Raw genomic sequence first — 12,795 nt, forward strand, 5'->3', positions numbered from 1 at the left:
CAATGCCTTGCACACCCTACATCTATGGTCTGTTTAGAGAATACCAAAAAATAAATTATCCCAAATCCAAAATAAACATGTAGGGGCGCAAGGCCTTGCGCCCCTACATCTGTGGTCTGTTTACCTGAAAATGGCTGTAAAAAGGGGGGCTTTGCGTAAGTCTTATGATTATTCACCCCATACTTGAAAGTAGGGGATTTACTGGTCACTGGTCACTGATCACTGACTTCAGCTGTTGCTCCACGAAATGCTGGGAGTGCTTGTTCTTTTGGTTGCTGAGGTGCATCTGAAGACCGTCCCGATCTTGGGGGCTTACCTGATTTCAAGAAGCGATCTTCTAGGTTTTTGATAACAACATATAGTACTGGAACTAAAAACAAACTTAAGACTGTTGAAATCAAATAACCACCAAACAGTGCTGTTCCTAAAGCCCATCGACTCATTGCTCCAGCACCAGAAGCTATGACTAATGGCCAAAACCCAACCAAACCAGCAAAAGCAGTCATCAAAATTGGTCGCAAGCGTTCTTCACAAGCGCGGATTGCAGCTCTGGTATAGTTCATTCCTAAAGCTGCTGACTGGTTGGCAAATTCCACAATCAGAATTGCGTTTTTACTTGCCAAACCAATCAGCATGACCAGTGCTACCTGAGCATAAATATTATTATTCAGCGTAGGCCAAACACCGCCTTGCTGGAAAATATTTGCCCGGAACACGATCGCACCTAGTGCGCCCAAGATTGCCAAAGGTACGGTAATCATGATGATAGTTGGATCGACGTAGCTTTCGTACTGCGCCGCTAACACCAAGAAAACCATGACAAAAGCTAAGCCAAAAATAATTGGCGCTGCTCCACTAGAAGATCTCTCCTGAAAGGCGGTTCCAGTCCAAGCAAAACCAAATCCTGGTTGCAAAACTTGGTTAGCAACTTCTTCCATTGCTTGGATTGCTTGTCCAGTACTGTATCCCGGTGCTGGAGAACCTTGAATTTTAATTGACGGGTAAACGTTAAAGTGAGTGACAACAGGCGGATAGGTTAATCTTTCCATTTGCACCAAAGTGCTCAATTGGATGAGATTACCATCCTGAGAGCGCACGTATAAGCGACTGATATCATCAGGATTAGACCGAACTGCTCCCTCCGCCTGAGCATAAACTCGATACAGTCGCCCACCAAGTACATATTGGTTAACGTAGCTTGCACCCAGGTAGGTTTGCATGGTGCTGAAAATATCACTCACTCGGACATTCTGCGCCTTAGCTTGGTTGCGATCGATGGAGAGTTGCATCATTGGGGTATTGAAGGTGAATTGGGTAAAGACACCTCCTAGTTCCGGTCGCTTTTGGGCTGCGGCTATCATCTTTTGGGTGTTATCGATTAGCGCCTCCATGGGAAGGGCTTGTTTGTTTTGGATGTACATCTCTAAACCACCTGTACTCCCCAAACCATCCACTGGTGGAGCATTGACAGCGATCGCAACCGCTCCAGGGATTTTTTCTCTCAACCCTTTATTGATTTTTCCCAAAATGCCAAAAATGGAATGTTCGGAACCATGACGTTCCTTCCAATCTTTCAGCTTGACGAAAAACAGCGTCTTGTTACTGGCGTTCCCCTCAAAACCAAAGCCAGCGTTACCAACAACGTGCTCAACTTCAGGGAGTGGTAGCACGACTTCCTGAGTAATCTTCTTCACTAGATCGACGCTGTAGTTGAGAGATACACCAGGTGGAGCTTCAACAATGGTGAAGAAATAGCCCTGATCTTCTTCAGGAATAAATCCTTGGGGAGTCGTTTGGTAAATCCAACCTGTTGCTACTAAACACGCAACAAATATTGGAATCACGAGCCACCAAATCCGGATCAGGAATTCGATGATTTTGACGTATCCCCCTTTAAACCAGTCAAACACTCGGTTAAACCACCGGAAAAACACACTTAAAGGACCGTGAACTTCCTGCTGTCGCCGCATGATGATGGCAGACATACTGGGAGAGAAGCTCAGGGCATTAAAGGTAGAAATAGCAATGGAGAAAGCTATAACTAGCGCAAATTGCCTGTAAACGATGCCTGTTGTACCTGGAAAGAAAGTTACGGGGATAAAGACTGCCATCAGTACCACTGATGTTGCGATAATTGCCCCTGTAAGTTCTTCCATTGCATCTAAGGCTGCTTGTAGGGGTTTCATCCCCTGTTCGAGTTTAGCTGCGATCGCCTCCACTACAACGATCCCATCATCCACCACCAAACCTGTTGCCAAGATGATACCAAATATCGTTAACTGATTTAAGGTAAACCCAAGCACATAGGCAATTGCCATGGCTCCAATCAGCGATACGGGAATGGCAAGGGCGGGAATAATAGTGGTGCGCCAATCCTGTAGAAAAATGAAGATGACAAGGAACACCAGAGCGATCGCTTCCATCAGAGTTTTAAAGGCTTCATCTAGAGAAGCTGCCACAAACAAAGTATTATCTAAGCCAATTGTCGCTTTGATTCCTGGTGGAAAATCAGTTTGTAGCTCTGCTATTTTTGCTTTAATAGCGTTAGCTGTATTCCAAGAATTCGTGCCGGGTAATTGGTAAGCTAACAAAATAACAGCTGGTGAACCGTCAAACAGAGTTGTCGCACTGTAATTTTCCGCTCCTACTTCGGCTCGACCTACATCTTTTAACCGAATGAGCGTACCATCCTGACCGACTTTGACCACAATGTCTTCGGCTTCTGCGGGAGTGGTAAATCGACCGTTGGCTCGCAATGCAATTTCATATTGTTGCTCCGTTGGGGTTGGCTGTTGACCAATTCTCCCCGCCCCCACCTGGATATTTTGTTCGGCAATAGCGCTTATGACATCTTGTGATGTTAAATTTCTAGCAGCAAGGGCATCGGGATCGAGCCAGATACGCATGGCATATTTACGTTCCCCCACAATTCTGACTGAACCTACACCCTCAATCCGTTTGATTTCATCAAAGATTTGTCGGTCAACATAGTTACTTAAAAAGATATTATCGTAAATGTATTTCCCGTTCTCGTCTTTTTCCGAATAGAAAGCATAAGCGAGCGTAATAGTTGGGGACTGCTTCTGCGTAGTCACACCAATGCGGTTGACTTCCTCTGGTAAATTTGGTTCTGCGATCGCTACGTTATTTTGGACGAGGACTTGGGCAGTGTTTCTATCCATCTCCGTAGGAAAGGAGACGTTAACAGTAGCATTACCATCATTCGTCGTCTGCGAGGACATATACACGACCCGCTCCGTACCGTTGATTTCCCGTTCTAGCACGGTGGTAACGTTTTCTTCTGCTGTTTTGGCATCAGTCCCCAGATAGTTAGCAGTCACAGTCACTTGCTTGAGAGCCATTTCTGGTAGCTTATCCAACGGGAGGAGGGGAATGCAGATTCCTCCAACTATGAGAATAAGTACAGTACAAACTGTAGTAAAAACAGGCCGCCTGATGAAAATATCCGCAATACTCATAGGATTTTGGATTTTAGATTTTGGATTTTGGATTGGGGGTTTAATGACACTTAACCTGGTCACTGCTCACTGGTCACTGATCGGAGTGCCATCCCTTAAGGTAAGAATTTGGGTGACTGCGATTTGGTCACCTGGCTTGACGCCATCAACCACTTGGTAACTTTGACCTTGAATAGCTCCTAGTTTGACTGGTTGACGTCGCACAGTCTGTTTTGAACCTGTTTTCTGAGCTACAAAGACAAAGCTCTGCGCTCCAAGGTTGGATACAGCTACTGTGGGAAGCAAAATACCCGAACGTTTGTTCCAAATAACTCTGGCGCGGACAAACTGTCCTTCTCGTAAACTGTTGCCTGAGTTGGAAAAGCGCGCTTTGGTTAAAATAGCTTGAGCACCTGTTTCTACTTCTGGTGAGATAAAGTTGATACTTCCACTGCTTAAGCGTTTTCTTGTTTTGGCATCTAAAAGCTCTACCGATAACCCCTGTCGTAGTTCTGAAGAGCGGTTGCTGGGGATTGAAAGTCGCAAGTAAAGATTGTCATTTTGAGTAATCGTGGTCAGGGTTTGACCGATGCTAACAACGTCTCCTACCTTAACCGGAAAGTCGCCTACTTCCCCGGTAATCGGTGCTAGTACCTGTTTGAACTGGAGAGACACGCGAGCAGAAGCTGTCTCCGCCTCAGATTGTCTAACGTTAGCTTCTGCTTGATTGACACTGGCTTTGGCTGCGCCTACCTGCTCCTCAGTGGCGCGGAGAGTCGCTAGTGATGTATTCAAGTTTCTTTGAGCAATGTCTAACTGCTGTTTTGCCTGGACTCCTTCAGCAACTAACTTCTGCGCCCTTTGGAACTCAACTTTTTGAAGGTCTACTTCTGCTGCATCCCTAAGTCTTTGTGCTTCTGCGGCTTTCAGTTGCGCTCGGGCTGTCATGTAAGCGGATTTGACTGAGTTAACTCTAGCCATAGCACTCAGTAATTCTGGTTCGGTGCGATCTGGTCGCAGCCGCACAATTGGCGTTCCTTGTTCGACGCGATCGCCTGACGAGACGGGAATCGATTCTATCCGACCTTGGATCTCTGGTCGCAACGAGATTCTTTGCTGGGCTTCTAACCTACCCACAAATTCCGAAACATCTTGCAGTGTAGTTGGCTGCAATGACTGCAATTTAACTGGGATTGGTTGGGGTTCGCTCGCTGTGGCTTTGGGTTTGTCCTGACTGCAGGCGCTAGTGAAGACGGAAGCAAGAAGGACTGGAAATAAAACTTTACAAGCGAATAGAGTGTCGGCTTTTTTAGGCATATTCTGACCTCAAAAGAATTTCAACTGAGGTAAAGGGAGTTATGAGTCAAAGCAAGTCTTTAAATTCCAAATAACCAGTTACGTATCCCTTATTTTGGTCACTGGTCACTGGTCACTGGTCACTGTTAGATACTACAAACTAGCAAGCGATTGAAGAAATAATTGGTCATTTTTGAACCAAAAGGAGAATTCCACCACCGTGAAGGATGACAACCAATTGGCGCAGCTAAGGTATAATCCAAATCATCGCACTTTTTCCATTGATTATCCTCACGCCATCCCACACGCTCACCGAAGCGCTCAATCATTTTATTATCTTGATTAATGGTGGTCTCAAGCGAACCACCAACGCTTTGGTAAATTTGTATTTGTACGCTGAAACCAAAGCGAGCTTGACTGTATTTTATCCACAAGTTGTCTATCACTCGCAGTTCATCACAGGGAAATTGCCTCATGTCATCTGGAGTGATGTCTCCCAATTCGGGTTCTCCCGTTATTGCCTGGATAACTCGAATAGTCTCCCAGTCGGCTTCTCTAAAGTTTCCTGCTATTAACAGTTCTTGTAGCTTTTTGTATTTGTGGAGATCGGCAACTAGTAGGAAATTATCTTCCGATTTAGCAATGCGATCGCTAATATTTGATAACAGCTGATTGAATTGCTGTAGCTGCACTTCTATCGCACTTAAGCGAGTCGTGACTTCTGATTCATGCACTTCATTAGACATTGAATTCCTCTCAGAAAGGGAGATGTTCAACTTGACTTACAAATGCTGTGTAATTTGTTTTCGAGGGGACGAGTTTGCACTCTTTAAAGTGCTGAGTTAATTGCAGCCGTAACATTTAGTAATGCTAAGAAAGCTACATTTCATTATTATAATAACTAACTCCATCTATACAGGACTGACGCAAAAATTGCCAGAAACCCTAATTTATTGAACCGCCAAGACGCCAAGAGCGCCAAGATTTTGTAGAGCGTGCGTAAGTCCTACTATAGTACGCTCTAGAGTTGCTTGCTATAAATTAATCTTCAAGCAGAGGCTTAGCCAAGCATTCTTGAGGTTTGGTACGAGCGGGAGCTATAGATTTGTTAGTGAACGGAGTTCTGATGTTGTTACCTCCCAAGGTTTTGACTTTTGTGCCATTGAGGATATCTTGACACGAATTTGCTCAAAAGCATCTACTCTCAGTGAAAGTTGAAGTGACTGCTTCTTTAAATTGCCATAACCGAACTCATAGCTTGTATTTCACGCGTTAGAGACGATTTTCTGCTTTTTCTTTATTTACAGTTGTTTAATTTGTCATGAATCTCTGACATAAAAAACTAACAGCAAGAATATACTTTTTATCGCAAGAATGTACAAGACAATCTGTGTGAAATAGTCTATTCTCAAAAAACCATAATTAGTGAAGCGATCGTCGTCATGTAACAATTCCAAGAACGTCTGATAGGACAATCGTCATGAACGCAAAACCTGAGAAAAAATACGCACTTGTAACGGGTGGTAATAAAGGTATTGGATTTGCCATCTGCAAGGGATTGCTCAATGCAGGATTTGAAGTGATTCTAGCAGCGCGTTCGCTCTCCAAAGCACAAGATGCTGCTGAAAAATTATCTTCACCATCCAACGTCAGACCTGTTGTTCTTGAAGTCACGGACGATCGCTCAATTCACCACTCTGTTCAAGAGTTATCCCAACAAATCAACCATTTAGACGTGCTCGTCAACAACGCTGCTATTTATCCAGATGAAGGTGTGAATATTCTCAACATTTCTCGCGATTTGCTGGAGCGCACTATCAACAGCAACACTTTGAGTCCCATTATTATCGTTCAAGCCTTCTTGCCTTTATTAAAAAAATCATCCAGTGCAAGAATTATTAATGTATCAAGTGGATATGGAGAGATCGGCGGTCTTTCCGCAGAAGTACCGAGTTATTGCTTATCTAAATTAGCACTCAACGGTGCTACTATTATGCTCTCTGAAGCTTTAAGATTAAAAAGAATTGCTGTTTACGCTATGTGTCCCGGTTGGGTGAGAACTGATATGGGTGGTGCTTCTGCTCCCAGGTCACCAGAACAAGGCGCGGATACTGCTATTTGGCTGGCGACAAAAGCTTCATTGAGCCAGAGTGGTAAGTATTTTCGCGATCGGCAAGAAATTTCTTATTGTTAGGACTATTAATCAGTACCAGTAAATCCGTCCAATCACTTTCAATACTACTCTCCTCAGCAGAAATTAGAACCCCGGTTTCTTAAAGAAACCGGGGTTCTGACACTTCAATTATCGTATCCCTTGCAGTATTGCGATCGCTTTCAGTAATTAGATGGATTGGTATAATAATTGATATTATGTCTACCTTAATGACTGAATAGCAAAGCCTTGGGGTCTCACCGCGTCTTCTAAATCGGCTCCTTGGAGGTTTGCGCCCAATATATTCGCATCTGTTAAATTTGCCTTCTCTAAGTCCGCATCAAATAAGTTCGCGCTCGCTAAGTTTGCGCCCATTATGTTTGCCTTCCCTAAATCTGCACCTTGCAGGTTTGCGCCTTGCAAGTTAGTTCCTTGTAAATTTGCTCTTTCTAAGTCAGCATTTTGCAGGTTTGCATTTTCTAAGTTGGCTGCTTGCAGGTTTGCATCTTTCAGCGTTGCTCCAATTAGATTGCACCCTACACATTCGTTGGTTTCTAGTAAATGTCTAACGTTTGCTGCTACAGATGTGACTGGTGCTGGTGTAGTTTGTGTAGTTGTAGTTGGTGTTAGTGTTTGAGCGCTAGCACTTGGCTGATCGAATAATGAAAAGGTGACTACAAGTACTAGAAAGACTGCTGTTACAAACCAGTTTGTTAATTTTTGGGAATTGGATTTATTCATTTTTCCTTCCAAGGCTTTAGTTTATACAAGCCACTACTAAACTTCTCATTCACCACTTTAGAAAAGTCATTCGATAAAATCAAACATTATTTTTATTCAAATTTATAATTAAAAGTGATTAAAAGTATCTTTTTGATAGAGAGATCGCCTGTATACAATCGTGACAGCTTGCAGCAGTTTTCAAATAAATGAACCACGCTATGCTCTTGTGGTACGGGCGGGGACGCCCGTATATTAAAGAGTATGGGGGATCTATAGCGATCGCACTTTGCGCGGATGTTTCTACCAATATCCCATCTCGGTTATTGCATAGTATCTTTTATTACAAATAAATACGGGAAAATCTTGTTTTTCTTGTCAAATTTGCTGCTTGCAACACGAAAATCCCAACACCTCGCAACTGCATTACCAAAATAAGGAAGAAGGAAGAGGAAAGAGGGAAGAAGGTTGGGATTTTCGTTTATATCTCAAAGTCTAACTCTCTTTCTTCTGACAAATGGGTCAAAAGCCCCTGCATTAATCCCTGACAAAGTGGACAAGCCTTATAAACAACAAGGGCAATCTGTATTCTGGCTTACAATCCCAGGAAGGCTTGTCCACTTTGTCTGACTTTCACGTAACCCCTCAATTTATTGATGGATTCATAAAGGTTTTTCACTCTGAAAATCCCCTCAATTTATTGATGGGGATACAACTTCCTTCTTCCTTCTTTCTCCTTACGAGCGTTAAGGCTGGAGGTTATTGGGCTGAAGTAGGTATATTCTAAAGATGATTTTTGCAGTATTGGGTGTGGGGGTCTTTACTCAACAGGAAGTTTTGTTGGAAAAAAGAGAACAAAGTTATATACTTATTTCTCTCAGAGAACACATTCTAGAATACTTTTCTAGCAAAGCTTTTATGAACAATGAGGAAGATTTTTCTTAAGATTAGCCCCACGAGCGATGCACCACCTGCTATGAGTGAAAAAATAAGTAAAATTCTTTTCCCCTTTACCCTTGACTCTCAACCTTGATTTTTGAAAGTCGAGAAATAACTTCTTGAGATAGTTCTAAATAAGCTAGTTTCAATGGCTTGAATTATCTAATTTAAACTTGGTAATTTTTTAGAGGCAAAAAAACTAGATTAATTCGTCAGGGTGAATAAATGGCAAGCATCAAAATTACCGAGCTGAATCCTATTGGCGCTGAGTTGTTTCAAGATTCGGAAAGCTTCCTCGATGAACTGACCGATCGGGAAATGTGGGGCGTCGAAGGAGGCGTACTATCTTTGCTCGGTTTATTAAGTGCTACTCTAAGCGAATCATTGAGTCAGACATTCGGGGCTGGCGGCTTCAACATAACAGGTCCTGACAGCGCACAAAGCCTGATTAATCTTCAGGATCTGCTTGTTATTAGCGGCGGAAAAGCACCATAGTTGAAACAAAGTGTCAGCCCTATCAGAATTTTTTTAATTCTTGATAGCCATCCATGCCCAGAATGAAAAAGCAGGCTAATGAATGCTAAGTAGCTCCAATACATTAAATGTAAGATGCTTTTAGATTCGTAGTTCGCTTTAGCGCTACAGCGCTAAAGCGAACATTTGTAGGGGCGCAAGACCACCGCACCCCTACGATATGGAAATCACCTATCAATAAATTCTATCTCAAGGACGCTGTAGCAACACCTTGAGAAAGATGCGATCACCATATAATATACGGTATCAATTAATTCGGGAGGTAAGCACTCATCATATCTCAGGAGACTCATAGATGAATTGGAAGGAAATTTGGGGGCTGCTCCAAGAAACGTATAAAGAATGGAGTAACGATAAGGCGTCTAGATTAGCAGCAGCCCTATCTTATTACACAATTTTTTCTATTGCTCCATTGCTCATTATTGTGATTGCGATCGCAGGAGCAGTATTTGGCGAAGATGCAGCCAGGGGAGCAATTAGAGAACAACTTCAAGGTTTAATTGGTCAATCTGGCGCAGAAGTTATTCAAACAGCCATAGAAAATGCCAGCCAGCCTCAAGCTGGGACTATCGCTTCTCTGATTAGTATCGTTGTTCTCCTATTTGGCGCTACTGGTTTATTTAACGAATTACAAGATTCCCTCAATACCATTTGGGAAGTGCAGCCAAAACCAGGACGTGCTGTAAAAACTATGGTTAGACAACGCTTTGCGTCGTTTGCAATGGTGGTAGCCATCGGATTTTTACTGCTTGTTTCCTTAGTCCTGAGTGCAGTCCTAGCAGGTATAGTAGGTTACTTCAGTAATTTGTTACCAGGCGTTGATTTTATTTGGCAAGTCATTAATTTCATTCTTGGTTTTGTTATCACCACTGTATTATTCGGACTCATTTTTAAAGTTTTGCCAGATGTTAAAATAACCTGGAATGACGTTTTAATTGGTGCTGCTCTTACCTCACTGCTCTTTTCCATTGGTAGATATCTTTTAGGACAGTACTTAGGAAACGGTAGTTTTGGCTCAACCTATGGTGCGGCTGGTTCATTAGTTGTGATTTTAGCTTGGGTTAACTATGCAGCTCAAATTCTCTTTTTTGGTGCTGAATTTACCCAAGTTTATGCGAGAAAATATGGTTCCCGTATTGTTCCGACTGACAACGCTATTCCTCTGACTGAAAGCGATCGCCGCAATCAAGGATTAAAATCTCAAGGCAATACACAAGTACTAACCAGAAAATCCCCTAGCGATCGCAAATCACTGTCTAAATTAGCTAATAAGTTCTTGCGAAGTATCACACCATCTAAGCGTATAAAAAGGAGAAAAGACCGCTAAGAATTGAAATAACTTGTTCGTAGTTGTGCTGTCCTGCGGTACACTATGCCTCCTGCGTCGGCACGCTACGCGAACGCGAATGTATGCATCGCAATGATATAAATACTTACTGCTGCTGTGAAAAGCGGTAGAAAAGAAAGTGTTCTCGCTCTGACATTTTCTCATTAGAAACAGTAGGAGCCGTAACACTTATTTCTTTACTGGTATTTGTTAAGACAACAAGAATCTGGAATATCAAAGGTATCGATATAGATATACAAAGTAATGTCAAAAGCCCTATAACTATTTGAGAACGATTTTTATTTGGCTTTGGCAAATCTGATGGATTGCTGCAAACTATATGGGCAGACCAAAAATGATTGTCGAATTCGTAGTCACTCATACTTGCACCCTATGTTAGCTTTCTTAATATTTAAGTCTGTCAAATTAAATTGACAAAATTCAATACTAATGGTATAAAAAACAAAATAAATGAAACCATACCAAAGTTGCGTTCAAAGCAAGAACTTTGGAAGGTGAGGTTACTATCTAAAGTTAGAGAATGAAAGTGAGGAAGTTGTGGAGAAGCAATTTTTCACTACAGCCATTTTCAGGTAAATAGACCACAGCCGTAGGGGCGCAAGGCCTTGCGCCCCTACCAACGATGTGGTTAATTTAGGTGAAAACTGCTGTACGGCGCTCAAAGAAAGAAGCTCTGGCAATTGCCAGAGCAGCACCACTCCTTGCTAATGTGTGTATCTAAGTTTACACCTAAAATGGGAAAAATTAAATCAGTGTTTTTGCTGTTTTGGCTTAAGGACTTGTTTTAACAAGATAGTGGTATTCTTTGATGTTGTTAGAGTTGTATCATTTCAGCCAAAGTTTTTAAATTGGGCACTTCTAAATCTGGGTTACTTACAGCAGGTACAGTCGCACCCAAACCTTCTTTCCCGAATCTGCGATTCACCCAAACTGTCGATAGCCCTAAAGACTTCGCAGGAACAATGTCATGGTAAATGCTACAAGCAACGTGTAGAATTTTTGTAGAAGGGATGCCAATTCGGGCGATCGCAACTTGAAAGTTTTGCTCATAGGGCTTGTAGCTTTCCACCTGTTCGGCTGTGATGACTGAATCAAACTCAACTTGTAAATGTTTAGCTGTAAAGGCAAACAAGTCATCATCGACATTAGAGATAATTGCCAATTTCAATCGCTGTTTCAGAATTTTGAGGGCTTCAACAGTATCTGGGAAGGGTAGCCAGTATTTAACAGAGTCAGCTAGCGCGGTTAACTCCTCAGCAGAAGGTGTAAAGCCGAACTGTTCGCCAAACTTTTGCATAACTCCCTGGAGAATATCTTTGTACTTGCGATACTCTCCCTGTTCGAGTTGAGATTCAAAACGTGCAAACAATTCCAGAATTCCATTCTCACTTAGTTGAATTTGATGTGCATCCAGAACAGGTTGCAGTGCTTCTATCACTCCTGTCTCCCAATCAATGAGAGTTCCATAGCAATCAAAAGTTAAGACTTCGTACTGATTCAAATCAATCATTGGGATTTTGGATTTTGGATTTTGGATTTTGGATTTTGGATTTGGTATTACATTTGCTTATGAGCACGAAAGATGAGAAAACCCGGTTTTGTCGTCAACCTTTCATAAGCTTCGGGGTAAAGCCGTTTGCACTCCTCTGTTGGATGTGGCTCAATAATTTGCTCCATAACAAACCCTGTATTGGTAAGTGCAGAAGTCATTACGCTGAGTGGACGGCGATAAAAACGCACGCACACTGGTTTACCGCCGTACCCTTCCCAAGAATCTTCTAGTAACTCCGTCGCAAAGTAGTTTTCCTTTTCAAAAAAAAGAAAATCCATAAAGGGGTGATGTGTGGAAAACTGTAGCAATCCTTTGGGTGATAGAATGCGGTGAAACTCCCTAAAAACGCTTTCCCAATCTTGAATGTAGTGAAGGGTTAAGGAACTCAGGACAATATCAAAGGAATTGCTACGCAAAAAAGTGAGGGGTTGGTTTAAATCGGCTTGGTAAACTTGAGCGCGATTTTGGAGTCTTTGTCTTGTTAAGTCTACCATCTTATTGCTGATATCAATTGCAACAACATCAGCACCGCGATTTACCAACCATTCTGCATACACTCCGCCCGCACAGCCTGCATCTAAGACTCGCTTATATCTCACTTCTGGTAACAGGGAGAACATAGCAGGTCTTTCATAATAAGCATTATAAGCATTGGACTCAGTACGGCTGACATATGCTTCTGCAAATGCTTCATAGTCATTAAATGCTTTGTTCCCCTGTATGCTATCTAGACTCATAAGACTGCCCCCCTATTTGCTACAAATAAGGCTACCAGTTAGCGTTTCGGGTTTTTCAA

The 12,795-nt window shown here is 42.4% G+C and carries 10 protein-coding genes; 3 read left to right on the forward strand and 7 right to left on the reverse strand.

The annotated features are described in order from the left end of the window. Positions 1 to 212: 212 nt before the first annotated feature. The 3 genes from WA1_RS07345 to WA1_RS07355 all read right to left on the reverse strand — a co-directional run bounded on the left by WA1_RS07345 (position 213) and on the right by WA1_RS07355 (position 5,500). Entirely contained in the window at positions 213 to 3,479 is a 3,267-nt protein-coding gene (locus WA1_RS07345; protein ID WP_033336513.1) for an efflux RND transporter permease subunit, read from the reverse strand. A gap of 66 nt (positions 3,480 to 3,545) precedes the next feature. Further along, positions 3,546 to 4,775 (reverse strand): efflux RND transporter periplasmic adaptor subunit, encoded by a 1,230-nt coding sequence (locus tag WA1_RS07350; protein WP_017747921.1) that lies wholly within the window; start codon positions 4,773 to 4,775, stop codon positions 3,546 to 3,548. A gap of 125 nt (positions 4,776 to 4,900) precedes the next feature. Next, positions 4,901 to 5,500, reverse strand: coding sequence for a GUN4 domain-containing protein (locus WA1_RS07355; RefSeq protein ID WP_017747922.1), 600 nt, complete (start codon positions 5,498 to 5,500; stop codon positions 4,901 to 4,903). A gap of 734 nt (positions 5,501 to 6,234) precedes the next feature. On the opposite strand from WA1_RS07355, the gene WA1_RS07360 reads away from it, so the two are divergent. Further along, positions 6,235 to 6,948 carry an SDR family NAD(P)-dependent oxidoreductase gene (locus tag WA1_RS07360; RefSeq protein WP_017747923.1) on the forward strand — a complete coding sequence of 238 codons (714 nt, stop codon included), beginning with the start codon at positions 6,235 to 6,237 and terminating at the stop codon, positions 6,946 to 6,948. Positions 6,949 to 7,128: 180 nt separating this feature from the next. On the opposite strand, the gene WA1_RS07365 is transcribed toward WA1_RS07360, so the two are convergent. After that, positions 7,129 to 7,647 carry a pentapeptide repeat-containing protein gene (locus WA1_RS07365; RefSeq protein WP_017747924.1) on the reverse strand — a complete coding sequence of 173 codons (519 nt, stop codon included), beginning with the start codon at positions 7,645 to 7,647 and terminating at the stop codon, positions 7,129 to 7,131. Between the two features lie 1,143 nt (positions 7,648 to 8,790). Between WA1_RS07365 and WA1_RS07370 the strand changes: the two genes are divergently transcribed. Together WA1_RS07370 and WA1_RS07375 are read left to right on the forward strand one after the other, a co-directional pair. Next, a complete protein-coding gene (locus WA1_RS07370) occupies positions 8,791 to 9,060 on the forward strand; it encodes a hypothetical protein (RefSeq protein ID WP_017747926.1) in 270 nt (89 codons plus the stop codon). A 334-nt stretch (positions 9,061 to 9,394) separates the two neighbouring features. Further along, a complete protein-coding gene (locus tag WA1_RS07375) occupies positions 9,395 to 10,426 on the forward strand; it encodes a YihY/virulence factor BrkB family protein (RefSeq protein ID WP_017747927.1) in 1,032 nt (343 codons plus the stop codon). Between the two features lie 106 nt (positions 10,427 to 10,532). Here the strand turns inward: WA1_RS07375 and WA1_RS54765 are convergent, their stop codons facing one another. The 3 genes from WA1_RS54765 to WA1_RS07385 form a co-directional block, all read right to left on the reverse strand. Continuing rightward, complete coding sequence (locus WA1_RS54765; RefSeq protein ID WP_148662646.1) at positions 10,533 to 10,808, reverse strand: hypothetical protein; 276 nt, start codon at positions 10,806 to 10,808, stop codon at positions 10,533 to 10,535. A 453-nt stretch (positions 10,809 to 11,261) separates the two neighbouring features. Further along, the gene (locus WA1_RS07380) at positions 11,262 to 11,957 is read right to left on the reverse strand and encodes a haloacid dehalogenase type II (RefSeq protein ID WP_017747928.1); all 696 of its coding nucleotides are present in this window, start codon (positions 11,955 to 11,957) and stop codon (positions 11,262 to 11,264) included. Between the two features lie 47 nt (positions 11,958 to 12,004). Further along, entirely contained in the window at positions 12,005 to 12,736 is a 732-nt protein-coding gene (locus WA1_RS07385) for a class I SAM-dependent methyltransferase (RefSeq protein WP_017747929.1), read from the reverse strand. Positions 12,737 to 12,795: the final 59 nt, after the last annotated feature.

The sequence above is a fragment of the Scytonema hofmannii PCC 7110 genome, from assembly GCF_000346485.2.
GTDB lineage: Bacteria > Cyanobacteriota > Cyanobacteriia > Cyanobacteriales > Nostocaceae > Scytonema > Scytonema hofmannii.

What these genes read in the sequence shown, in the direction of transcription:
- WA1_RS07345 (WP_033336513.1), bottom strand. Translation starts at nt 3,479, where the DNA reads ATGAGTATTGCGGATATTTTCATCAGGCGGCCTGTTTTTACTACAGTT.
- WA1_RS07350 (WP_017747921.1), bottom strand. Translation starts at nt 4,775, where the DNA reads ATGCCTAAAAAAGCCGACACTCTATTCGCTTGTAAAGTTTTATTTCCA.
- WA1_RS07355 (WP_017747922.1), bottom strand. Translation starts at nt 5,500, where the DNA reads ATGTCTAATGAAGTGCATGAATCAGAAGTCACGACTCGCTTAAGTGCG.
- WA1_RS07360 (WP_017747923.1), top strand. Translation starts at nt 6,235, where the DNA reads ATGAACGCAAAACCTGAGAAAAAATACGCACTTGTAACGGGTGGTAAT.
- WA1_RS07365 (WP_017747924.1), bottom strand. Translation starts at nt 7,647, where the DNA reads ATGAATAAATCCAATTCCCAAAAATTAACAAACTGGTTTGTAACAGCA.
- WA1_RS07370 (WP_017747926.1), top strand. Translation starts at nt 8,791, where the DNA reads ATGGCAAGCATCAAAATTACCGAGCTGAATCCTATTGGCGCTGAGTTG.
- WA1_RS07375 (WP_017747927.1), top strand. Translation starts at nt 9,395, where the DNA reads ATGAATTGGAAGGAAATTTGGGGGCTGCTCCAAGAAACGTATAAAGAA.
- WA1_RS54765 (WP_148662646.1), bottom strand. Translation starts at nt 10,808, where the DNA reads ATGAGTGACTACGAATTCGACAATCATTTTTGGTCTGCCCATATAGTT.
- WA1_RS07380 (WP_017747928.1), bottom strand. Translation starts at nt 11,957, where the DNA reads ATGATTGATTTGAATCAGTACGAAGTCTTAACTTTTGATTGCTATGGA.
- WA1_RS07385 (WP_017747929.1), bottom strand. Translation starts at nt 12,736, where the DNA reads ATGAGTCTAGATAGCATACAGGGGAACAAAGCATTTAATGACTATGAA.